21 protein-coding genes and 1 riboswitch are annotated in these 21,858 nt (G+C 68.9%); of the genes, 14 read left to right on the top strand and 7 right to left on the bottom strand.

Going from position 1 to position 21,858, the window contains the following annotated elements:
* Positions 1-158: 158 nt before the first annotated feature.
* Positions 159-923, bottom strand: a complete 765-nt coding sequence (locus ABD767_RS15165) for a helix-turn-helix domain-containing protein (RefSeq protein WP_103046634.1) — start codon at positions 921-923, stop codon at positions 159-161.
* 141 nt (positions 924-1,064) lie between these two features.
* Positions 1,065-1,155, top strand: a riboswitch (S-adenosyl-L-homocysteine riboswitch).
* A gap of 29 nt (positions 1,156-1,184) precedes the next feature.
* Between ABD767_RS15165 and metH the strand changes: the two genes are divergently transcribed.
* Positions 1,185-3,929 (top strand): methionine synthase, encoded by a 2,745-nt coding sequence (metH, locus tag ABD767_RS15160; RefSeq protein WP_344869886.1) that lies wholly within the window; start codon positions 1,185-1,187, stop codon positions 3,927-3,929.
* 17 nt (positions 3,930-3,946) lie between these two features.
* Positions 3,947-4,489: a GNAT family N-acetyltransferase gene (locus ABD767_RS15155; RefSeq protein ID WP_103046632.1), complete on the top strand. Its 543-nt coding sequence runs from the start codon at positions 3,947-3,949 to the stop codon at positions 4,487-4,489.
* 113 nt (positions 4,490-4,602) lie between these two features.
* Here ABD767_RS15155 and ABD767_RS15150 read toward each other — a convergent pair whose 3' ends face one another.
* The 5 genes from ABD767_RS15150 to pedF all read right to left on the bottom strand — a co-directional run bounded on the left by ABD767_RS15150 (position 4,603) and on the right by pedF (position 9,044).
* A complete protein-coding gene (locus ABD767_RS15150) occupies positions 4,603-5,964 on the bottom strand; it encodes a phospholipase C/P1 nuclease family protein (RefSeq protein WP_344869885.1) in 1,362 nt (453 codons plus the stop codon).
* A 173-nt stretch (positions 5,965-6,137) separates the two neighbouring features.
* A complete protein-coding gene (locus tag ABD767_RS15145) occupies positions 6,138-6,305 on the bottom strand; it encodes a hypothetical protein (RefSeq protein WP_344869884.1) in 168 nt (55 codons plus the stop codon).
* Between the two features lie 14 nt (positions 6,306-6,319).
* Positions 6,320-7,414 carry a YeeE/YedE thiosulfate transporter family protein gene (locus ABD767_RS15140; protein ID WP_103046325.1) on the bottom strand — a complete coding sequence of 365 codons (1,095 nt, stop codon included), beginning with the start codon at positions 7,412-7,414 and terminating at the stop codon, positions 6,320-6,322.
* An 86-nt stretch (positions 7,415-7,500) separates the two neighbouring features.
* A complete protein-coding gene (locus ABD767_RS15135) occupies positions 7,501-8,448 on the bottom strand; it encodes a rhodanese-like domain-containing protein (RefSeq protein ID WP_103046324.1) in 948 nt (315 codons plus the stop codon).
* A 107-nt stretch (positions 8,449-8,555) separates the two neighbouring features.
* Positions 8,556-9,044, bottom strand: a complete 489-nt coding sequence (pedF, locus tag ABD767_RS15130) for a cytochrome c-550 PedF (RefSeq protein ID WP_103046323.1) — start codon at positions 9,042-9,044, stop codon at positions 8,556-8,558.
* Between the two features lie 407 nt (positions 9,045-9,451).
* Here pedF and ABD767_RS15125 point away from each other — a divergent pair, with 407 nt between their 5' ends.
* From ABD767_RS15125 to ABD767_RS15105, 5 genes are all read left to right on the top strand, one after another.
* Complete coding sequence (locus tag ABD767_RS15125) at positions 9,452-11,509, top strand: sigma 54-interacting transcriptional regulator (protein WP_103046322.1); 2,058 nt, start codon at positions 9,452-9,454, stop codon at positions 11,507-11,509.
* 35 nt (positions 11,510-11,544) lie between these two features.
* Positions 11,545-12,072, top strand: a complete 528-nt coding sequence (locus tag ABD767_RS15120; RefSeq protein WP_103046321.1) for a cytochrome b/b6 domain-containing protein — start codon at positions 11,545-11,547, stop codon at positions 12,070-12,072.
* 274 nt (positions 12,073-12,346) lie between these two features.
* Positions 12,347-14,242 (top strand): PQQ-dependent dehydrogenase, methanol/ethanol family, encoded by a 1,896-nt coding sequence (locus ABD767_RS15115; RefSeq protein WP_103046320.1) that lies wholly within the window; start codon positions 12,347-12,349, stop codon positions 14,240-14,242.
* A 118-nt stretch (positions 14,243-14,360) separates the two neighbouring features.
* Positions 14,361-14,981: a pentapeptide repeat-containing protein gene (locus ABD767_RS15110; RefSeq protein ID WP_103046319.1), complete on the top strand. Its 621-nt coding sequence runs from the start codon at positions 14,361-14,363 to the stop codon at positions 14,979-14,981.
* Between the two features lies 1 nt (position 14,982).
* Positions 14,983-15,441 (top strand): c-type cytochrome, encoded by a 459-nt coding sequence (locus tag ABD767_RS15105; protein WP_103046318.1) that lies wholly within the window; start codon positions 14,983-14,985, stop codon positions 15,439-15,441.
* Between the two features lie 369 nt (positions 15,442-15,810).
* Here the strand turns inward: ABD767_RS15105 and ABD767_RS15100 are convergent, their stop codons facing one another.
* Entirely contained in the window at positions 15,811-16,887 is a 1,077-nt protein-coding gene (locus ABD767_RS15100; protein WP_103044613.1) for an alpha/beta fold hydrolase, read from the bottom strand.
* A gap of 79 nt (positions 16,888-16,966) precedes the next feature.
* Here ABD767_RS15100 and pqqA point away from each other — a divergent pair, with 79 nt between their 5' ends.
* The 7 genes from pqqA (at position 16,967) to ABD767_RS15065 (ending at position 21,844) form a co-directional block, all read left to right on the top strand.
* A complete protein-coding gene (gene pqqA / locus ABD767_RS15095; protein ID WP_103044618.1) occupies positions 16,967-17,041 on the top strand; it encodes a pyrroloquinoline quinone precursor peptide PqqA in 75 nt (24 codons plus the stop codon).
* A 61-nt stretch (positions 17,042-17,102) separates the two neighbouring features.
* Positions 17,103-18,020 (top strand): pyrroloquinoline quinone biosynthesis protein PqqB, encoded by a 918-nt coding sequence (gene pqqB / locus ABD767_RS15090; protein ID WP_103044612.1) that lies wholly within the window; start codon positions 17,103-17,105, stop codon positions 18,018-18,020.
* 23 nt (positions 18,021-18,043) lie between these two features.
* On the top strand, positions 18,044-18,781 hold the full coding sequence (gene pqqC / locus ABD767_RS15085; RefSeq protein WP_103044617.1) for a pyrroloquinoline-quinone synthase PqqC: 738 nt from the start codon (positions 18,044-18,046) through the stop codon (positions 18,779-18,781).
* Positions 18,771-19,082 carry a pyrroloquinoline quinone biosynthesis peptide chaperone PqqD gene (pqqD, locus tag ABD767_RS15080; RefSeq protein WP_103044611.1) on the top strand — a complete coding sequence of 104 codons (312 nt, stop codon included), beginning with the start codon at positions 18,771-18,773 and terminating at the stop codon, positions 19,080-19,082. Before pqqC ends, pqqD begins: the two co-directional genes overlap by 11 nt.
* Complete coding sequence (gene pqqE / locus ABD767_RS15075) at positions 19,066-20,220, top strand: pyrroloquinoline quinone biosynthesis protein PqqE (RefSeq protein WP_103044610.1); 1,155 nt, start codon at positions 19,066-19,068, stop codon at positions 20,218-20,220. The genes pqqD and pqqE overlap by 17 nt, the downstream gene beginning before the upstream one ends.
* A 2-nt stretch (positions 20,221-20,222) precedes the next feature.
* Positions 20,223-20,564: a c-type cytochrome gene (locus ABD767_RS15070; protein WP_103044609.1), complete on the top strand. Its 342-nt coding sequence runs from the start codon at positions 20,223-20,225 to the stop codon at positions 20,562-20,564.
* Entirely contained in the window at positions 20,561-21,844 is a 1,284-nt protein-coding gene (locus tag ABD767_RS15065) for an FCSD flavin-binding domain-containing protein (RefSeq protein ID WP_103044608.1), read from the top strand. Before ABD767_RS15070 ends, ABD767_RS15065 begins: the two co-directional genes overlap by 4 nt.
* Positions 21,845-21,858 lie beyond the last annotated feature (14 nt).

Genomic DNA, 21,858 nt, shown 5'->3' with positions numbered 1-21,858 from the left:
ATTTTGTCGGTCTCGGTTTTCGAGAAAACCCAGATTTCATGCGCCTTGCAGCCCGATGATCTACAGATTGAATCCGCCAACGACGCTAAGCAATTGATTCTGTTTGACTTTTAACCGGACACTACTGGGTTGATATAGAAGTGGAATCAGACGCGCGATCAACGCGCCTCCTCCAGCAGCAGGCGCAGGCCTTCGAGGTTGCACAGCTGCAGCGCACGGCCCTGGCGGCGCAGCAGGCCCAGGCGGGTCAGGCGCGACATTTCTCGCGCCACCTCTTCGCGGCTGCTGCCCAGCATCAGCGCCAGGTCGGACTGGCGCGGCGCCGGCTGCAGCACCGCCTGGTTGCCGCTCGTATCCTGCGCCGAGCGCTCGACCAGCTCCAGCAACTGCGCGTGCAGGCGCGCGCGCACCGACAGCGTGCCCAGGTTGAGCACGCGCGTGGCCAGCACCTGCGCCAGCGTGCTCAGCTGCGCAATCACGGCGCGCAGCACGCCCACCTCGTTCATCAGCAGCGCCTCGACGTCCTCGTGCGCCAGCGACGCGACCAGGCTGTCCTGCGTGGCCTGCACCGTCACCGGGAAGCGCATGGGCGCGGGCGCGTCTTCCGCCTCGGCCACGCGCAGGCCGCCAAAAAACAACCCGGCCGCCAGGTCGCCCAGCACCATGCCCTTGCCCGAGGCCGCGTAGCTGGCCACGCGCAGGCCACCATGCACCAGGAAATACAGGCGGTCGTCGACATAGGGGCCAACCAGCTCTTGCTCGGCCTCCAGCCGGTGCCAGCGGCATTGCGTGGCCAGTTGCGCCAGCCGGTCGTCGGACAGCGAATCGAGCATGTGCACCTGCCGCAGGCCTTGCCAGGCGACGGGGAGGGCGGCGCCCGCAGGGGCCGGCGCGGCGCGGCGGGTTGATGGCGATAGCGTCATGGCGTAGGGCGGTGGTGGTGATGTCGCAGGCCGCGCCATTGTGGCGCCTAAGCGCGTTTGGCCAGGCCAAGCGCGCGGCGTTTGCGCGCCGATAAGCTTATGCCGAACGGCACATGGCAATCCTCCTAGAATCACCGCTCCGATTCCAAGGAGCGTTGCAGCTATCGCATGTTCAAAGCGCGGTGGCCAGGCTTGGAATCGACCGTCCCGCATGCAACGACGCTCACCTGTCCATCCGTCCTGCCCGTACAGGTGAGTTCCATGTCAGCCACATTTCCCCCTCCGATGAAACTCTCCGGCCTGGAGCCCGTCTTCATTGGCCAAGATTCCCTGTTCGTCAACGTCGGCGAGCGCACCAACGTCACCGGCTCCAAGGCCTTTGCCCGGATGATCCTGGCCGAGCAGTACGAGCAGGCTCTGTCGGTGGCGCGCCAGCAGGTGGAGAACGGCGCGCAGATCATCGACGTGAACATGGACGAGGCCATGCTGGACGGCAAGGCCGCCATGGTGCGGTTTTTGCGCATGCTGGCGGGCGAGCCCGACATCGCGCGCGTGCCGGTGATGGTCGATTCGTCCAAGTGGGAGATCATCGAGGCCGGCCTGCAGTGCATCCAGGGCAAGGGCATCGTCAACTCGATCAGCCTGAAAGAGGGCGAGGCCGAGTTCAAGCGCCAGGCGCGGCTGGTGCAGCGCTACGGCGCCGCCGCCGTGGTGATGGCGTTCGACGAGCAGGGCCAGGCCGATTCACTGCCGCGGCGCATCGAGATTTGCAACCGCGCCTACCGCGTGCTGGTCGATGAGGTCGGCTTTGCGCCCGAGGACATCATCTTCGACCCCAACGTATTCCCGATTGCCACCGGCATCGAGGAGCACGCCAAGAACGGCACCGACTTCATCGAGGCAACGCGCTGGATCAAGCAGAACCTGCCGGGCGCCAAGGTGTCGGGCGGCATCTCCAACGTCAGCTTCTCGTTCCGCGGCAACGACCCGGTGCGCGAGGCCATCCACACCGTGTTCCTGTACCACGCTATTCAAGCCGGGCTGGACATGGGCATCGTCAACGCCGGGATGATGGGCGTCTACGACGACCTGGAGCCGGAGCTGCGCGAGCGCGTCGAGGACGTGGTCTTGAACCGCCGCCCCGATGCCGCGGAGCGCTTGCTGGAGATTGCCGAAAGCGCCAAGGGCGCGGCGCGCGACGACAGCAAGAAGCTGGAATGGCGCGGCACGGCCGAAGCGCCGACGCCAGTGGGCGAACGCCTGACGCACGCGCTGGTGCACGGCATTACCGATTTCATCGTCGAAGACACCGAGGAGGCCTACCAGCAGCTCTGCGTGCAGGGCGGCGCGCGCCCGCTGGCGGTGATCGAGGGGCCGCTGATGGACGGCATGAACGTGGTGGGCGACCTGTTTGGCGCGGGCAAGATGTTTCTGCCGCAGGTGGTCAAGAGCGCGCGCGTGATGAAGCAGGCCGTGGCCCACCTCGTGCCCTATATCGAGGCAGAGAAAGAGGCGCAGAAGGCCGCCGGCATCGACGTGTCGAGCAAGGGCAAGATCGTCGTCTGCACCGTCAAGGGCGACGTGCACGACATCGGCAAGAACATCGTCACAGTCGTGCTGCAGTGCAACAACTTCGAGGTCGTCAACCTGGGCGTGATGATTCCGGCACACGAGCTGCTGGCGCGCGCCAAAGAGGAAAACGCCGACATGGTGGGCGTCTCGGGGCTGATCACGCCCAGCCTGGAGGAGATGCAGCACGTCGCCGCCGAGATGGACAAGGACGACTACTTCACCAGCCGCCAGACGCCGCTGCTCATCGGCGGCGCCACCTGCTCGCGCGTGCACACGGCCGTCAAGATCGCGCCCAAGTACAGCGGCCCGGTGATTTACGTGCCCGACGCGTCGCGCAGCGTGGGCGTGGCGCAAAGCCTGCTGGGCGACGGCCGCGACGCCTACCTGAGCGAAGTGACCGCCGACTACGACCACGTGCGCCAGCTGCACGCCAAGAAGAAGAAAGTGCCGCTGTGGACGATCGAACAGGCGCGCGCCAACGCCACGCCGCTGTCGTTCACCAACCCGCCGCCGGTCGTGCCGCGCGCGCTGGGCCGGCGCGTGTTCAAGAACTTCGACCTGGCCGAGCTCGTGCCCTTCCTCGACTGGGGGCCGTTCTTCCAGACCTGGGATCTGGCCGGCGCCTACCCGGCCATCCTCGATGACGAGATCGTCGGCACCGAGGCGCGCAAGGTGTTTGCCGACGGCCAGGCGATGCTGAAAAAAATCGTTGAAGGCCGCTGGGTCACCGCCAATGGGGTGATGGGACTGTTCCCGGCCAACCGCGTCGGCGACGACATCGAGTTCTACACCGACGAGAGCCGCACCGAGGTCTTGATGACCTGGTACGGCCTGCGCCAGCAGACCGAGAAACAGCCCGGCGCCGACGGCGTGATGCGCCCCAGCCGCTGCCTGGCCGACTTCGTTGCGCCCAGGGAGTCGGGCATTGCCGACTACGCCGGCCTGTTCGCGGTCACCGCCGGCATTGGCAGCGAGAAGAAGGAAAAGGAGTTCCTCGACGCGCTCGACGACTATTCCAACATCCTCTTCAAGGGCCTGACCGACCGCCTGGCCGAGGCTTTCGCCGAATGCCTGCACCACCGCGTGCGCACCGACCTGTGGGGCTACGGCGCCGACGAGGCGCTCTCCAACGAAGACCTGATCAAGGAAAAATACCAGGGCATCCGCCCCGCGCCCGGCTACCCGGCCTGCCCCGACCACACGGCCAAGATCGCGCTGTTCGAGACCTTGCATGCGCGCGAGATCGGCATGGAGCTGACCGACAGCATGGCGATGTTCCCGGCGTCCAGCGTCAGCGGCTTCTACCTGGCCCACCCCGAGGCCACTTACTTCGTCGTCGGCCAGATCGGCGACGACCAGGTCGAGGACATGGCCGCGCGCCGCGGCATGGACCTTCAGGAGATGCGCCGCAGGCTGGCGCCGAACCTGGGATAGGTTCGAGAGAAGGCCCGATGCGGCATCCCCACGAAATCCACACGCAGCGACTGCTGCTGCGCCAGTGGAGACCGTCGGACTTCCCGACCTTCGCGCGCATGGGTGCCGATGCCGAGGTGATGCGCTACTTCCCCCATACGCTGGACGAGGACGCAAGCCGCGCACTGGCGCAGCGCTGCCACGACCTGATCGCGCAGCGCGGCTGGGGCTTCTGGGCGGCGCAGGAAAAATCCTCGGGCGCCTTCATCGGGTTCATCGGCCTGTACGTCCCGGCGGCGCAGTTGCCGTTCTCCCCCTGCGTCGAGGTCGGCTGGCGGCTGGCGCGGCCGTTCTGGGGCCAGGGGCTGGCCACGGAGGGCGCCCGCGCCGCGCTGGCCTTCGGCTTCGACGCGCTGCAGCTGGCCGAAATCGTCGCCTTTACCGCGCTGGCCAATGCGCGCTCCGAGGCCGTGATGCAACGCCTGGGCATGCGCAGGGACGCCCTCACGTTCCAGCACCCGGCCCTGCCCGAAGGCCATCCGCTGCGCGAGCACTGCCTGTACCGCATCGCGGCCCAGTGATTCCATTTCTATATCGATCGAGTACGCGAAGGTGAAGCGTAGACAGTGCTGTAGCACGACAAGCGAAGCCGACAAAGTAATCGGTTGATATGGAAATGGAATGAGCCGCTCCATCAATCGCTGGCCACCGGCGTTCCCACGATCCCCCGCACCAGATTGCGGCTGTGCGCGCCGAAGTGGCGCATCAGCGTGGTGATGCTGGCCTCCAGCGTGGCGCGGGCGTCGCCGCCCTGGCGCGCCACCTCGGCCATCAGGTCGATGCCGCCGGCGTGCACGCCGAAGTCGAAGCCGGGGTCGTTGACGTAGCGCGCCGGGCTGCCGGCCAGCATCTGCGCGGTCACCGCCTCGCCGGCGGCGTGCGATTCGCGCGCCACGGTGTCTTTCACGTAGGCATGGCCGTCGCCCCAGGCGGGGTAGCCGGCGTCGGTGCGGGTGTCGTACAGCGCGGCTTCCAGCGGGCCGGGCCGGTGCGCGGCGGCGCTGGCCTGGATCATCTGGCTCTCGTAGCGCTCGAGCACGAAGTGGCGGTTGGACAGCAGCACCACCATGTCGTTCTTGCCCTGCGGCATGCCCAGCAGCGCCAGCAGCTGGATGCCGATCAGCCGCGCGCTGGAGTAGCCCGGCGCCAGGCTGGCATGGTAGGGCTGGGTCAGGTCCTGCACGTAGTGCAGCGCCAGGCCGGCGAAGCGCCAGCCCCAGTACGGGTGGCCGCTCTGGAAGGCGAGTTCCGACAGCCCCTGGTACTGGTGCACGCGCAGCAGAGGGTAGGTGCGCTTGAGAAAACCGGCGGCGGCGTAGATCAGCGGCAATTCGTAGAAGAACCCCATGTGGAACGGCGCCTGGGTGGCGAAGTCCAGGCTGGGGTTGCCGAACGGCAGCTTGCCGAAGCCGTAGGTCGGCCCCCAGGCGCTGGGGCTGTCCTCGAACAGGTTGACGTCCATGCCGTAGTCCGGCTCGTCGCTGGCCGAGGCGATGACCGCCAGCGGCGCCACCGGCTCGCCCGGCTGCAGGCGCACGAAATGGTGCTTCTCGCCGTCCTTCTCGCGCAGCGGCAGCGCGCTGACCGCGTCGTGCGCCAGCTTGGGCTGCGTCGCGGGCGGCCCCCAGGGGTCGGGCTGCAGGTACAGCGCCAGGCGGCTTTCTGGCGAGACGCGCAGCGCGTGCAAAAACGCCAGGCGCAGCGCCTGCGGGCCGGTATGGGCGGCCTGCGGGTCGAAGCGCAGCGCGGCGGGCAGCGGCGGGTACTGCGCGATGTGCTGCTGCGCCCAGGCGTCCTGCGCCTGGAGCAGCCGGGCGATGGGCTGGGCCTGTGCGGCGAGGAAGTCCTCCAGCGGCTCGGCGGCGACCGCCGGCGCCTGCGCCACCGCGGGCAGCACTTCGAGCGCGCGGTAGCTGGCCAGCGCGTGGTTGCTCCAGGCCCAGGCAGGGGCGGGGGCGGACAGGGCCAGCAGGGCGGCGAGCAGCAGGCGTTTCATGGGACAGTAGGCGAAAACGGCGGGCCCCCATTGTCGCCACCACGTGCCCGCAACGGCCAGCGGCCGGGGTCATTCCATTTCTATATCAACCGATTACTTTGTCGGCTTCGCTTGTCGTGCTACAGCACTGTCTGCGCTTCACCTTCGCGTACTCAATCGATATAGATATGGAATCAGTCAGGCATGGAGCAATGCCCGCCCTGCGCGGCCTGGCCCGAGCCGGCGGCAAACAGCGGCGGCTCGAAGCGCAGGTCGATGGACTTGGAAGCGGCAAAGTCCCAGGCCAGAAAGCCCAGCAGGGCCAGCCAGAACAGGGTGCGCAGCATGAAGGTGCGTGTCATCGTGTGCTCCAGCCTCAAAACCCGAAATGGCGGCGCACGCGCAGCCCGACCATGGTGCCGGCAAAGGCCAGCGGCACCCAGATCCAGCCGTGCAGCGAGCCGGTCGAGATGCCCGAGAGCATGGCGCCGACGTTGCAACCGAACGCCAGGCGCGAGCTGTAGCCCAGCAGCAGGCCGGCCGTCAGCGCGACTGCCCATTGCTGGCCGTTCAGCGCCCGGGCCTTGGCGGGGCGGGCGGCGCTCACCCACAGCGCGCCGGCCAGGATGCCGATGTTGGTGATGCTGGTCACGTCCTGCAGCACCGCCTCCTGCAGGCGCGGCGCGTTGCCCGGCTGGCTCCAGAACCAGTTGTGGGCAAAGTCCACACCGCCGGCCTGCACCAGCTTGGCGGCCCACAGGCCAAAGCCGTAGACCACTCCCCAGGGCTGGCCGGCAATCACCAGGTTGAGCGTGGCCAGCAGCGCCAGCAGCAGCGCGCCGACCAGCCAGCGGCGCACCACCAGCGGATGCGCCGCCTGGCCACGCGCGCGGCTGGCGCGGCGGCAGTACCAGGCAACGGCCAGCGCGGTGGCGGCCAGAGCGGCCAGCGTGGCGGCCAGCGCCGCCTGCCAGCCCCATTCGCCGACCAGGCCAACGGCGGGCGCGCGCCCCAGATCAAGCCACCAGCCCAGGTGCCAGCTACCCAGAAAACTGCCCAGCGCGAACAGCGGCAGGATGGCCGCGTTCATCGGAATGCCCATGCCGGCCTTGTACAGCGTGCCGCTGCCGCAGCCGTCGGCGATCTGCATCGACAGGCCGAAGACGAAGGCGCCGACCAGCAGGCTGACGCTGGGCGGGCCCAGCGCCGCGGTCAGCTCGGGAAAGTAGCCCAGCAGCGGCATGGCCAGCAGCGCGGCCAGCGCCAGCAGCAGCAGCTGGCCCATCACGCCGGCGGGGTTCTTGTCCTCGACCAGGATGCGCCAGCCGGTGGTGAAGCCAAAGCGCTGGCCGGCCAGCACCGCGCCCAGGCCGATGCCGACGGCGAACAGCGCCGCCTGGCGCGCCGACACGCTCCACAGCAGCCAGCCGGCAAAGACGAGCATCAGGAGCGTGAGAGAGGTACGTTTCATGGAATGGGCAACAAAGCGGAAAAATGAAAGCGGCAAGGGATTGCAACGGCCGTGCGCTGCAATCCCTTGCTGCCGAGGGTCGGCGTTTACTTGAACGCGGCCTTGATCCAGTCCTGCGCCGAGCGCGCCAACTGCTGGGCGCGGCTGGGCGCGTTGGCCACCGGCAGCGCTTCGCTCGCCTGCGTCCAGTCGGCCATCGAGCCGGCGTAGAGCTTGACGTTGGGCGCGCCCGCCACTTCGCTGAGCGCAAACCATTCGGTTGCCGCCCAGTGGCCGGTGTTGCAGAACGCCACCGTGTCCTGCGCGCCATCCTGCGGCAGCGGCGCCTGGCTGGCCACCTTGCGCGCGGCCTCGCCCTGCACGAGCTGGGAGCTGCCCGGCTCGAACCACTGGTTGAAGTCGAACGCCTTGGCGCCGGGCAGCGTGCCGGCCACCTTGGCGGCGGGCACCTTGGTCTCGCCCAGGAAGAAGGCCTGGGGGCGGGCGTCCAGCAGCAGGGCGTCGCCGCTCTGCACATGGCCGAGCACCTGCTCGCGCGTGGCCAGCCAGCGCGCGTCGAAGGTGGGCGCGTAGCTGCTGGGCGCGACCTGCACCGGCGCATTCGACAGCGGCAGGCCGGCGGCCTGCCAGGCCTGCATGCCGCCGTTGACGATGGACAGCTCGGTCAGCCCCAGCGACTTGAGCGTCCAGTACACGCGCGCCGTCGCGCCGAAGTCGGTCGCATCCTTGCCGCTGGAGACGACGACGGCGTGCGTGCCGGCATCCAGCCCCAGGCGCTGCACCAGCGCGACGAACCGGTCCTGCGCCAGCAGCTCGCCGGGGTTGCTGGCCGGGCCGCGCCACTGGCCGTAGGGCGCATTGACCGCGCCGGGAATATGGTTGACGCCGTGGCTTTGCGCGTCGCGGATGTCGATCACGCGCACCTGGGGGTTGGACAGCAGCGGCGACAGATCCTGCGGAGTGAGTAGCGGCTGCGCGGCCAGCGCCGCGCCGGTGCCCCACACGAGGGCCAGGGGAATCAGCACAGTTTTCATGGTGTCGGTCAGCGGGCAGCGCTGTCAAAGCTCAAACGAGCCGTGATTGTCCGGCCCTTGCTGCATTGCACCAACGAAGATTTTCTTGTTTGCTTATGCCTGCCGCCTCACTGGTCGCGCCGCGTCTCCAGGTAGGTGCGGATCGACCAGATCGCCTCCTGCGACAGCGTGCCCTCGAACGGCGGCATGTAGACGCGCCCGTCGCGGGTGCGCCCGCGGCGCACGGTGCCCACGAAGAAATCGTCCATCTCGCCATAGCAGGCGGCCTTCTTGGCGGCGGCCAGGCCGGCGCATTCCTCGTCGAACTTGCGCAGGTCCGGCGCAATGCCGCCCGAGACCGCCTCCAGGCCGTGGCAGCGCGCGCAGTTCTGGTTGTAGGCCGAGGTGCCTATGCGCAGCGCCTCGTCATGGGCCTCGCCCTTGCTATAAGGGTTGCTCTCCAGCCACTTGCTGCCCAGCTGGGGCAGGCTGCTTGTGTCGACCGCCTGGGGCACGACGTCGCCGTGGGCCAGGGCGGCGCTGGCACCGCAGGCCAGGGCCAGCGCGAGCAGACCACGCAAGGGGCGTTGCAGAAAGCGGGGGGAAATTGCGTGCATGGGGTGTCTCCTGTCTGAAAAATAGGCTCCCACGCAGCAAAGCAATAACCGGGCCAGTCCACGCTGACGCCACCCATCGCTGCCCCCAGACAGGTTGCCGGCGCGCGGCGGCGCCGCCCTGGCGTGACACACCGGTGCGCCCCGGGTGTTTCAGTTTGGAGCAATTCCCTGCGTGCCACGCTGGAACAATTCTTGCTTCCAATCCCATAATCAACACTTTTCACGCCGCGAATCCTGGATAGAGCGCCGCTCGCCAGCCAGGACAGGCCCAAGCCCCCATGCAAGAGGGGTATGGACAGGAGGTGATGCAGGCCACCCGTGCCTGGTCAGCGCGCCTGCACCAATCGCAGCTTTGGTGCAAAGTCATAAGAAAACCGGGGCGACCGATGCCCGGATCTGGAGACACGATGAGCATCCCTTTTTCTGGCCCGCCGGCCCAGCAACAGGGTTCAAGCCCCAGCCCGATGGGGGAGCCCCGTGACTACGCCGAAGTCATCGACCAGGCGCACGAGCGCTCGCGCCACTATGGCGTCGTGGTGCACGAGCGGCCCGATTACTCGCGCCCCGGGCGTGGCGAGCTCGACGATGTGGTCGAGGGCAACCAATTCCTGTTCCAGCATGCCGCGCCCATCATGGAGACGCTGTACGAGCAGATCGCCAACACCCACAGCATGGTGCTGCTGACCACGGCGCAGGGGCTGGTGCTGCACTCGCTGGGCGACAAGGACTTTCTGGAGAAGGCCCACCGCGTGGCGCTGGCGCCCGGCGTGGACTGGTCGGAGAAGGCCAAGGGCACCAACGCCATCGGCACCGCGCTGAGCGAGGAGACCGCGGTGACGGTGCACGGCGACCAGCACTACATGCGCGCCAACCACGCGCTGACCTGCTCGTGCGCACCCATCTTCAACCCGCACGGCGAAGTCGTCGGCGCGCTCGACGTCTCGGGCGACCACCGCAGCTACCACCAGCACACGCTGGCGCTGGTGCGCATGTCGGCGCAGATGATCGAGAACCAGATGTTCGCCGGCAGCTTCCCGAAGGCGGTGCGGCTGCATTTCCACGCCCGCCCCGAGTTCCTGGGCACGCTGGTCGAGGGCATTGCGGTGTTCACGCCCGAGGGGCGCTTTCTGTCGGCCAACCGCAGCGCCCAGTTCCAGCTGGGGCTGTCGTACAACGCGCTGCAGGCCTACACCTTCTCGTCGCTGTTCGACCTGCCGATGTCCACGCTGATGGAGCTGTTCGGCGGCGCCTCGGACGCGCCGCGCCAGCTGCACCTGCAAAACGGCGTCTCCGTCTGGTGCCGCGCAGACATCAAGCCGCAGGGGCCGTGGGCAGCGCCCGCGTTCTCCGAGCGCGCCGCCGTGATGGCCGTCTCGCGCGCGGCGCCGGCGCGCAAGCCCCAGCTGTCCTCGCTGCAGTACCTGGAGACGGGCGACCCGCAGGTGGCGGCGGTGATCGCCAAGCTGCACAAGGTGATGGACCGCGACATCCCGGTGATGATTCTGGGCGAGACCGGCACCGGCAAGGACTTGCTGGCGCAGGCCTTCCACAACGACTCGGCGCGTGCGCGCCAGCCCTTCGTCGCGGTCAACTGCGCGTCCATCCCCGAGTCGCTGATCGAGGCCGAGCTGTTCGGCTACGAGGAAGGCGCCTTCACCGGCGCGCGCAAGAAGGGCGCGGTCGGCAAAATCGCCCAGGCGCACGGCGGCACGCTGTTCCTCGACGAGATCGGCGACATGCCCAAGCACCTGCAGGCGCGGCTGCTGCGCGTACTGCAGGAGCGGCGCATCACTCCGCTGGGCGCGGGCAAGGAGGTGGACGTGGACGTGGCGGTGGTCTGCGCCACGCACAAAAACCTCAAGGATCTGATTGCGCAGGGCGACTTCCGCGAAGACCTGTACTACCGGCTCAACGGCCTAGTCGTGCGCCTGCCGGCGCTGCGCGAGCGCACCGACTTTGTCCGCGTGGCGCAAAAACTGCTCAAGACGCTGTGCGACGACGGCCAGCAGGTCGGCATCTCCGAGCCGGTCATGGATCTGTTTCGCCGCTACCACTGGCCCGGCAACGTGCGCCAGCTGCACAACCTGCTGCGCACCGCGGTCGTCATGGTCGGCAGCGAGGGCGAGATCGCCCCCGAGCACCTGCCCGACGACTTCCTGGAAGAGCTGCACGGCATGGGCACCGCAGCATCCGCCGTGACGCCCGGCTTCGCGCACGCGCTCCCGCACGCCTCGCCGCAGGCGCCTGCGCCCGCCTGCCCCCTGCCGGCCCAGGCCGCGCCCGCCGCGCCGGACACCGACGCCAGCGCCGACGGCCAGAGCCTGCAGGACGTGACGCTGCTGGCCATGGCACAGATGTTGCAACTGCACAAGGGCAATGTGTCGGCGGCCGCCAAGGCGCTCGGTGTTTCGCGCAACACCATCTACCGCAAGAAGAACCTGCTGCCGCCCGACCTGCTGAACTGAACGCCCGCACGGCACAACGGATCTGGAGGAAAGCAATGACGCACAACGCGCGATACGACCGGCTCTCGGTCTGGCTGCACTGGCTGATGGCCGCGCTGCTGCTCGCCCAGATCGCCCTGGGGCTGTGGATGCTGGGCCTGCCCAAGGGCGGCACCGGCGTGCGCGTGTACTGGTTCAACGTGCACAAGTCCATCGGCATGCTGCTGGGCCTGCTCATCGTGCTGCGCCTGGCCTGGGCGCTGGCGCGCCCGCGCGTGGCCGCGCTGGCGCAGGCGCGCCACCTGCAGCTGGCGGCCAGCGGCGCCCACAAGCTGCTGTATGCGCTGATGCTGGTGATGCCGCTGTCGGGCTTTTTCGGCTCGGTGTTCTCGGGCTATCCCATCCGCTTCTTCGGCATGCGCCTGCCCGACATCGCGGGGCGCTGGGACGCGGCCAAGGAGCTGCTCAGCATGGTGCACAAGGTCTCGGCGCTGGCCCTGATACTGCTGATCGCGCTGCATGTGGCAGCCTTTGCGTACCACCAGCTGGTGCGCAAGGAGGCGCTGCTGCAGCGCATGCGCTGATCCCCCCTTGCCACCAACAACCGCGCCGCCCGACCCAGGGCGGCGCTTTTTTGTGTGCGCCACAGCCAAACCGTGCGGCAGCGCGTCCGCATGTTTCTGCATCGACATCCCGGTTGCTCCCGAACGCAACAGTGGCGCAGCCCTGTGCGCTCCACATTTGAACAACTGCACCGTGCGAAGGGCTATTTCGCGCAGCCGATTGCGCCGCCGCCCGCTGGCATGGCTCTTGCATCACCGCTGTCGGATCTACCCACAACACAAGGAGCACACCAGCATGTCCACCACATTCGCACGACGCCCGCGCCTGAGCCGCATCAGCCTGGCCCTGCTCGCCACGGCGGCCCTGTCCGTCCAGGCGGCCGATGTCAAACCCGTCACCTGGGACGACATCGCCAACGACGCCAAGACCACCGAAGACGTGCTGACCTACGGCCTGGGCCTGACGGCGCAGCGCTACAGCCCCGCCAAGACGCTGACCACCAAGAACGTCGCCGGCCTGGTGCCGGTGTGGAGCTACTCGTTCGGCGGCGAGAAGCAGCGCGGCCAGGAGGCGCAGGCGCTGATCCACGACGGCGTGATCTACGTCACCGCCTCGTACTCGCGCTTCGTCGCGCTCGACGCGCGCACCGGCAAGCGCCTGTGGACCTACGAGCACCGCCTGCCCGAGGACATCCGCCCCTGCTGCGACGTGGTCAACCGCGGCCCGGCCATCTATGGCGACAAGGTCTACTTCGGCACGCTGGACGCGCGCGTCATTGCGCTGGACCGCGCCACCGGCAAGGTGGTGTGGAACGAGAAGTTCGGCGACCACAAGGTCGGCTACACGATGACCGGCGCCCCCTTCATCGTCAAAGACCAGAAGAGCGGCAAGGTGTTGCTGGTGCACGGCTCGTCGGGCGACGAGTTCGGCGTGGTCGGCTGGCTGTATGCACGCGACCCGGAAACCGGCGAGGAGGTCTGGGCCCGCCCGATGGTCGAAGGCCACGTGGGCCGCCTGAACGGCAAGCCCAGCACGCCCACGGGCGACCCCAAGGCACCGAGCTGGCCCGACGACCCCAACAGCCCCACCGGCAAGGTCGAGGCATGGAGCCAGGGCGGCGGCGCACCGTGGCAGACCGCCAGCTTCGACGTGGAGACCAACACCATCGTCATCGGCACCGGCAACCCCGCGCCGTGGAACACCTGGAAGCGCACCGCCAAGGGCGACGACCCGCGCAACTGGCCCAGCCTCTACACCTCGGGCCAGGCCTACGTCGACCCGACGACCGGCGACCTGAAGGGCTTCTTCTCGCACACGCCCAACGACGCCTGGGACTTCTCGGGCAACAACTCGGTGCTGCTGTTCGACTACAAGGACGCCAAGACCGGCAAGACCGTCAAGGCCTCGGCCCACGCCGACCGCAACGGCTTCTTCTTCGTGACCGACCGCGAGAAGCTGGCCAAGAACGACGGCGGCCACCCCTGGAAGCAGACCTCCATCATCAACGCCTGGCCCTTCGTCGACGACATCACCTGGGCCAAGGGCTTTGACCTGAAGACCGGCCTGCCGATCGAGAACAACAACCGCCCACCCGAGCCCAAGGAAGGCGAAGAGAAGGGCGACACCGTCTTCGTCTCGCCTCCGTTCCTGGGCGGCACCAACTGGATGCCGATGAGCTACAGCCCCGACACCGGCCTGTTCTACATCCCGGCCAACCACTGGGCCATGGACTACTGGTCCGAGCACATCACCTACAAGCCCGGCGCGGCCTACCTGGGCCAGGGTTTTCGCATCAAGAAGCTGCACGACGACCATGTGGGCACGCTGCGTGCGATCAACCCGCAGACGGGCAAGATCGAGTGGGAGCACAAGGAGCAGTTCCCGCTGTGGGCCGGCACGCTGACCACCGCCGGCGGCCTGCTGGTGACCGGCACCTCCGACGGCTACCTGAAGGTCTTCGACAAGAAGAACGGCAAGGAGCTGTGGAAGTTCCAGACCGGCTCGGGCATCGTCTCGGTGCCGGTGACCTGGGAGATGGACGGCGAGCAGTACATCGCCATCCAGTCCGGCTACGGCGGCGCCGTGCCGCTGTGGGGCGGCGACATGGCCGCGCTGACCAAGCAGATCTCGCAGGGCGGATCGATCTGGGTGTTCAAGCTGCCCAAGGCGCAGCAGGTCGCCAGCAAGTAAGGCGCAAGCCCGATGCGCGCGCTCCACGGCGCGCGCCCTCCCTCTTCCCGTCCACGGGAAGAGCCGGGGTGGACGGCAGCACACCCGCCGTCCACCCGTCTTGCCTGGAGCCTCTTGCATGCCTTCTTTCACCCGCTTTGCCCTGGCAGGGGCGCTGTGCCTGGCCTGGGCCTGCGCCGGCGCGGCCGACGTGCCGGACGACACAGCGGCCGACGCCGCCGCGCCCGCCTCCACCGAGCCGCTGGTCATCAACGGCTGCCCCATCTGGCCCTATACCCGCTGCCCCGGCGCCGACCTGCGCCACGCCAACCTGGTGGGCAAAAACCTCTCCGGCGCCGACCTGCGCGGCGCCAACCTGACGCGCGCCGACCTGCGCGGCGCAAACCTTGCCGTCGCCAACCTGGAGGGCGCCAACCTCACCGGCGCCAAGCTGGCCAAGGCCACCGCGTCCAACGCCAACTTCAAGGACGCGCGCTTCATCGGCGCAGACCTTGAGGGCGCGCGGCTGATGCGCTCGGACTTCTCGGGCGCCGAGTTCATCGGCTCCAACCTGGAGATCGCGCGCTTCAACAACGCCTGGTTCGTCGGCACGCGCTTCATCTCCAACGACCTGCAGGAGACCAAGTTCATCTCCACCAACCTGCAAAACGCTGTCTTCGAAGGCAACGTCACCCGCTACACCACATTCAACGAGTCGGCCATGGACGGATGCCAGGGCTGCAAAGACAGCTGGAGGTGACATGCGCGCCATAGCCCTATGCATTCTCGGACTGGCGGCGCACAGCGCCCTCGCCTTCCAGCCCTTCACGCCCCAGGTCGACACCACCGGCCTGCCGCCGCAGGCCCATACCTGGATGGAGCCCAACCCGCTGCGCGGCAACGCGCAGGCCATCGAAGTCGGCCGCAGCACGTTCAACCAGACCTGCGCCAGCTGCCACGGCATGGACGCCAACGGCTCGCGCGCGCCCGCGCCCGACCTGCGCCGCATCGGCAAGGGCTGCCTGCGCATCCAGGACAGCGCGCTGCACCAGCGCTGCATGGCCGACGCCGACGCCTACTTCGCCAAGTCGGTGCGCTACGGCAAGCAGAAATTCGGCATCGTCCACATGCCGGCCTGGGAGCCCTATTTGAAACCCGAGCTGGTCTGGGCGCTGCGCAGCTTTGTCGAGAACGCGCCGGCCAAGCCCGCCAAGCAGTAAGCATTCGCGGTGCATCCATCGCGGCGAAGGCGCCGCTCCCACAGGGCTTTGACGCTGACTTTGCGGGAGCGGCGCCTTAGGGCCTGTTAACGCTATTTTTGACGGATGCGTTGTGATCAAAAGGGCCACTCGCCAAGGCGCCAGCCGCAGCCAAGGTGCCACCCTTGGCAAGGCTGGCAACGCCGGCGATGGCCCTTTTGATCGCAACCCGAAGGGAACATACTCAGAACGGCGCCACTCTTCGTTGCGCTCCTTGCCCAGACACCCGGTCTGGGCTGCGTCGCACGTCTCGATTGACGCCGTTCTGAGTATGTTCGCACCGCCAAAAATAGCGTTAACAGGCCCTCGTCGCGATAGCCACTCCCCCACTCACCCCAAAGCCACCAACTCCCGCAGGCAGTCCCGCATGGCCGACTCGCCCGCCAGGTGGCCGCTGGCCGGGCGTGCCAGCCTCGCCACGCCGCCCGCCTTGCGCCCCAGCGCCGCCCAGCGCGCGCTGTTGGCTGGCGGGCAGATCGCATCAAACTGTCCATGCGCCCAATCGACCGGCACGCCGCTGCGCGCCAGCTGGCGCACCGCCGCATCCAGCGTGCCGGGGCGCACAAAGCCGCGCCGGCGCAGGTAATGCGCCTGCAGCCTGTATTTGCCCCACTGGGCCGCCTCCTTGCGGCTGGTGCCCGGCGCATGCAGATGCGCAGCGCCGCGCCGCTGCTGGCGCCGCAGCCCGGCCCAGGCCTGGCGCGTGGCCGCTGCCTGCCTGCCCTGCTGCGGCGGAATGTGGCGCAGGCTGCGGCGCAGGCCGTGGGCGGCGTCGCGCAGCTCGCGCAGCGCCCAGCCGCGCACCACGCGCCGCGCTGCGACAGAAGCTGTCCCACTTTGGAGCAATTGCTCCAGACGGGACAGCGCCTGGGACAGCGCCGCGCCCTGCGCCACCGGCCAGGCAGCGCGCCAGTCGACTGGCGTGCGCCGCGCGCGCGGGCCGGGCAGCAGCAGGGGGCCGACCTCGCGCCGCGTCAGTGCAAACGCACCGCGCAGCACCAGCCGCTCGACGCGGTCCGGGTGCTGCTGCGCATAGGCCAGCGCCAGCACCGTGCCCCAGGAGCCGGCCAGCACGCTCCAGCGCGCAATGCCCAGGTGGCGGCGCAGCGCCTCCAGGTCGTCCACCAGCGCCTGCAGGGTGTTGCCCTGGGTGCGCCCATGCGGCAGCGAGGCGCCAGCGCCTCGCTGGTCGGGCGCAATCACGCGCTGGCGCTCCAGGTCGAACGGCGCCAGCAGTCCGGGCTGGCAGCCGCTGCCCGGCCCGCCGTGCAGCACCAGCCAGGGCGCGCCGCGGGGCGCACCGGCATCGCGCCAGGCAATGCGGTGCAGGCCGGCGCGCTGCAGCCGGCGTGGCGCGGGCCAAGGTATGGGTGACCGGGTTGAAGTGGCATTGTTCTTGCTTGACATGGTTGCAGCCGACGCAGCGTGTGCATTGCCCGGTTCGCAAACAACTTTCATGCCACACACCTTTCAAAGGAGACTTTCCATGCAATGGACCGCACCGACGTTCACCGACCTGCGCTTCGGTTTTGAAATCACGATGTACATCGCCAACCGCTGATGACCGATCCGGGCCGGGCATGCCCGGCCCACCCCGTCCGTATTTTTCACATCGATTCACCATGCTGCTGCGCGTACTCGGCTCCTCGGCTGGCGGCGGTTTCCCGCAGTGGAACTGCAACTGCCCGCAATGCGACGGCCTGCGCCGCGGCCGCATCCGCGCCCAGGCGCGCACCCAATCGTCGATTGCGCTGAGCTGCAACGGCCAGGACTGGCTGCTGGTCAACGCCTCGCCCGACATCCTCGCGCAGATCCGCGCCACGCCCGCGCTGCAGCCCGCGCGCAGCGCACGCGACAGCGGCATTGCCGCCGTGCTGCTGATGGACGCGCAGATCGACCACGTCACCGGCCTGCTGATGCTGCGCGAGCGCAGCACGCCGCTGCCGCTGCTGGCCACGCCCGAGGTGCTGTCGGACATCGGCAGCGGCTTTCCGCTGACCTCCATCCTCTCGCACTACTGCGGCGTTGCCAGCCAGGCGATTGCCTGCGACGCCCGCCCTTTCCAGATCGACGCGCTGCCCGGGCTGACGCTGCAGACGCTGGCACTCGACTCCAAGCCGCCGCCGTACTCGCCGTGGCGCAACGCGCCGCGCCAGGGCGACAACATCGGCCTGCTGGTGCACAGCAGCGCCACCGGAGAGCGCCTGTTCTACGCGCCGGGCCTCGCCGAGGTCACGCCCGCGCTGCACGATGTGATGGCCGGCTGCGCCGTCGTACTGGTCGACGGCACCTTCTGGCGCGCCGACGAGATGCAGCGGCTGGGCCTGTCGACCAAGAGCGCCGCCGACATGGGCCACCTGCCGCAAAGCGGCGCGGGCGGCATGCTCGAACACCTCGCGCGCCTGCCCGCCGGCGTGCGCAAGGTGCTCATCCACATCAACAACACCAACCCCATCCTCGACGAGGACTCGCCCGAGCGCGCGCAGCTGGCGGCGCACGGCATCGAGGTCGCGTACGACGGCATGGAAATCCGCTGGTGAAACCCTGGGGGAGACCGCCCATGATGGACATTGCCACCACCGCCGCGCCGCCGCTCGATGCGCCGCCCTGGACGCCCACCGAGTTCGAGGCGCAGCTGCGCGCCAAGGGGCAGGCCTACCACATCCACCACCCGTTCAACGTGCGCATGAACGCGGGCGGCTGCACGCCCGACGAGCTGCGCTGCTGGGTGGCCAACCGCTTTTATTACCAAGTCTGCATTCCGCGCAAGGACGGCGCCATCCTGGCCAACATGCCCGACCGTGCGCAGCGGCGCCTGTGGGTGGAGCGCATCCTCGACCATGACGGCTATGGCGACCACCAGGGCGCGGCCGCAGGCGGCATCGAGGCCTGGACGCGCCTGGGCGAGGCCGTGGGCATAGAGCGCGAAGAGCTGTGGTCGCTGCGCCGCGTGGCGCCGGGCGTGCGCTTTGCCTGCGATGCCTATGTCAACTTTGCCAGCCGCGCGCCCTGGCAGGAGGCCGTGTGCTCGTCGCTCACCGAGATGTTCGCGCCGCAGATCCACAAGGACCGCCTGGCCACCTGGCCGCAGCACTACCCCTGGATAGAGGCCGAGGGCCTGCAGTACTTCCGCAGCCGCATACCGCTGGCCAGCCGCGACGTGGAGCATGGCCTGCGCGTGACGCTGATCCATTTCACCACCCGGGCGGCGCAAGAGCGCGCGCTCGACATCCTGCAATTCAAGCTCGACGTGCTGTGGAGCATGCTCGACGCCATTGAGAAAGCCTGCCATGCAGCCTGACCCCACCTCCTCCCCCGCCGACAACGCCGCCGCCGTCTGCGCCGCACCGCCCTGCCTGCCCCGGCTCTCGCGCCGCCTGCGCCTGCAGTACGAGAGCGCCCAGTCGCGCTGGGTGCTGCTCTACCCCGAGGGCATGGTGCAGCTCAACGACAGCGCGGCCGAGATCCTGCGCCGCTGCGACGGACGCCACAGCGTGGCCGACATCGTGCGCGAGCTGGAGGCGCTGTTCGACACCCAGGGCATTGCGGTGCAGGTGCAGTCCCTGATCGACGAAGGGATACACCGTGGCTGGATCGACTGACCCGGCTGGCAGCGGCGCGCCGCCCGCGGTATCGCCCCCGCTGTGGCTGCTGGCGGAGCTGACCTACCGCTGCCCGCTGCACTGCGTGTTTTGCTACAACCCGACGAACTACGAGAGCGCCGGCGGCGAGCTGACCACCGCGCAGTGGGTCGACGTGATGCGCCAGGCACGCGCGCTGGGCGCGGCGCAAATGGGCTTTTCCGGCGGCGAGCCGCTGCTGCGCGATGACCTGGAGGAGCTGGTGCAGGAGGCGCGCCGGCTGGGCTACTACACCAACCTGCTGACCTCGGGCGTGGGCCTGACCGCCGAGCGTGCCAGGCGGCTCAAGGACGCGGGGCTCGACCATGTGCAGCTGTCGTTCCAGGACAGCACCCGGGAGATGAACGACTTTCTGAGCCACACCAGGACCTTCGAGCTCAAGAAAAAAGTAGCGCGCATCATCAAGGACAACGACTGGCCCATGGTGATGAACTGCGTGCTGCACCGCCACAACCTGCCGCACGTGGGCGCCATCATCGACATGGCGCTGGAGCTGGGCGCCGAATACCTGGAGCTGGCCAACACCCAGTACTACGGCTGGGCCTGGCGCAACCGCGACCACCTGATGCCCACGCGCGAGCAGCTGCGCGAGGCCGAGGCCGTGGTGCAGCGCTACCGCGAGCAAATCGGCAACCGCTGCCGCCTGCTGTTCGTCGTGCCCGACTACTTCGAGGAGCGCCCCAAGGCCTGCATGAACGGCTGGGGCTCGGTATTCCTGTCGATCGCTCCCGACGGCCTGGCCATGCCCTGCCACAACGCGCGCAACCTGCCGGGCCTGCAGCTGCCCGACGTGCGCGAGCACTCGATCGCCGACATCTGGCAGCGCAGCAACGCCTTCAACGCCTACCGCGGCGAGGACTGGATGCAGGAGCCCTGCCGCAGCTGCGACGAGCGCCACAAGGACTTTGGCGGCTGCCGCTGCCAGGCCTTCATGGTCACCGGCGACGCCGCCGCCACCGACCCGGTGTGCAGCAAGTCGCCGATGCACGAGCGCATCGTGCAGATGACGCGCGACGCGGCCACCAAGCGCCGCCAGATCAACATCGCGTTCCGCAGCGACCCGGTCGCACCGCTGCAGGATGGCGCCCGCGTGCCGTGACCATGCTGCGCCGCCAGGCATTGCGCGCCGCAGGAACCGCACTGGCGGCCTGCGCGCTGCCGCTGGCGTGCGCGGCGCAGGCGCCCGACCTGAACCTGGCCATCCTGGCCGGCAACTGCGTCACCTGCCACGGCCCGGGCGGCCAGCCGCCGGCGGGCAGCGCCATTCCTGCGCTGCGCGGCCAGAGCAGCGCGGCGCTGCTCGAACGCATGCAGGCCTTTCGCGCCGGGCAGGTGGCAGATGCCACCGTCATGCCGCTGCTGATGCAGGGCTATGACGCGGCCCAGATGCAGGCGCTGGCCGACTGGTTTGCCGCCCCCCAGGCGCTGGCGGACAGGCCATGACAGCCGCACTGCAACGCCGCCAGTTCCTGGCCCGCGCCGCCAGCCTGGCCGCGCCCGCGCTCTCTCCAGCCATCGTGCGCGCCCAGGGCGCCAGCGCCCGCGTGGTCGTGGTGGGCGGCGGCTTTGGCGGCGCCACCGTGGCGCGCTACCTGCGCGCCTGGGCGCCGCAGGTCCAGGTCACCCTGGTCGAGCCGGCGCAAAGCTTCGTCACCTGCCCGTTCTCCAACCACTACCTGGCGGGGCTGCGCAGCTGGGACAGCATCAGCCACGGCTGGGGCGGCCTGCGCGCCGCCGGCGTACAGGTGGTGCATGCGCGCGCCGACGACGTGGACGGCGTGCGGCGCACGTTGCGGCTTGACTCCGGCCATGTCCTGCCATGGGACCGACTGGTGCTCTCGCCCGGCGTGGACATGCGCTGGAGCGCGCTCGAAGGCTACGACCAGGCGGCGGCCGAGCTGGCGCCGCACGCCTGGAAGGCCGGCGCCCAGACCCGGCTGCTGCGCCGCCAGCTCGAAGCCATGCCCGATGGCGGCGTCTTCGCGATGGTGATTCCGGACAACCCATTCCGCTGCCCGCCCGGGCCGTATGAGCGCGCCAGCCTGGTGGCCCACTACCTGCGCCAGCACAAGCCGCGCAGCAAGGTGCTGCTGCTGGACGCGAAGAACAATTTCTCGAAGAAAGAGCTGTTCCTGCAGGGCTGGAAGGACTTGTACGGCGGCATGGTCGAATGGGTCAGCCTGGCGCAGGACGGCCAGGTGGTGCGCGTCGATGCCCGGGCGCTGCAGGTGGAAACCGCGTTTGGCGAGCTGCACCAGGCCGATGTGCTCAACGTCATCCCTCCGCAAAAAGCCGGCCTGATTGCCGAGCGCGCCGGCGTGACCGGCCCCAGCGGCTGGGCGCCGATGCGCGGCGACGACTTTGCCTCGACGCAGGTCGACGGCATCCATGTGCTGGGCGACGCGGCGCTGGCCGGGCCCATCCCCAAGTCCGGCTTTGCCGCCAACAACCAGGGCAAGGTGGTGGCAGCTGCGCTGGCCGCCGCGCTGACCGATCGGCCCGCGCCGGCTGCCTGGTACGCCAACACCTGCTACAGCCTGCTGGCGCCGGGCTACGGCATATCGGTCGCGGGCGTGTACCGCGCGCACGAGGGGCGCATCGTCGCCCTGCCGCACAGCGTGGGCGTGAGCCCGCTGGACGCGCCGCCCGCGCACCGCGCGGCCGAGGCACAGCACGGCGCCGACTGGTACGCGGCGATCAGCGCCGACATCTGGGGCGGGTGAGCACACGGCAGCCG

This window comes from Comamonas faecalis, assembly GCF_039538025.1.
Classification (GTDB): Bacteria; Pseudomonadota; Gammaproteobacteria; order Burkholderiales; family Burkholderiaceae_C; genus Comamonas_C; species Comamonas_C faecalis.
The sequence above is the reverse complement of the archived record's forward strand: the minus strand, read 5'-3'. Positions and strand labels throughout refer to the sequence as shown.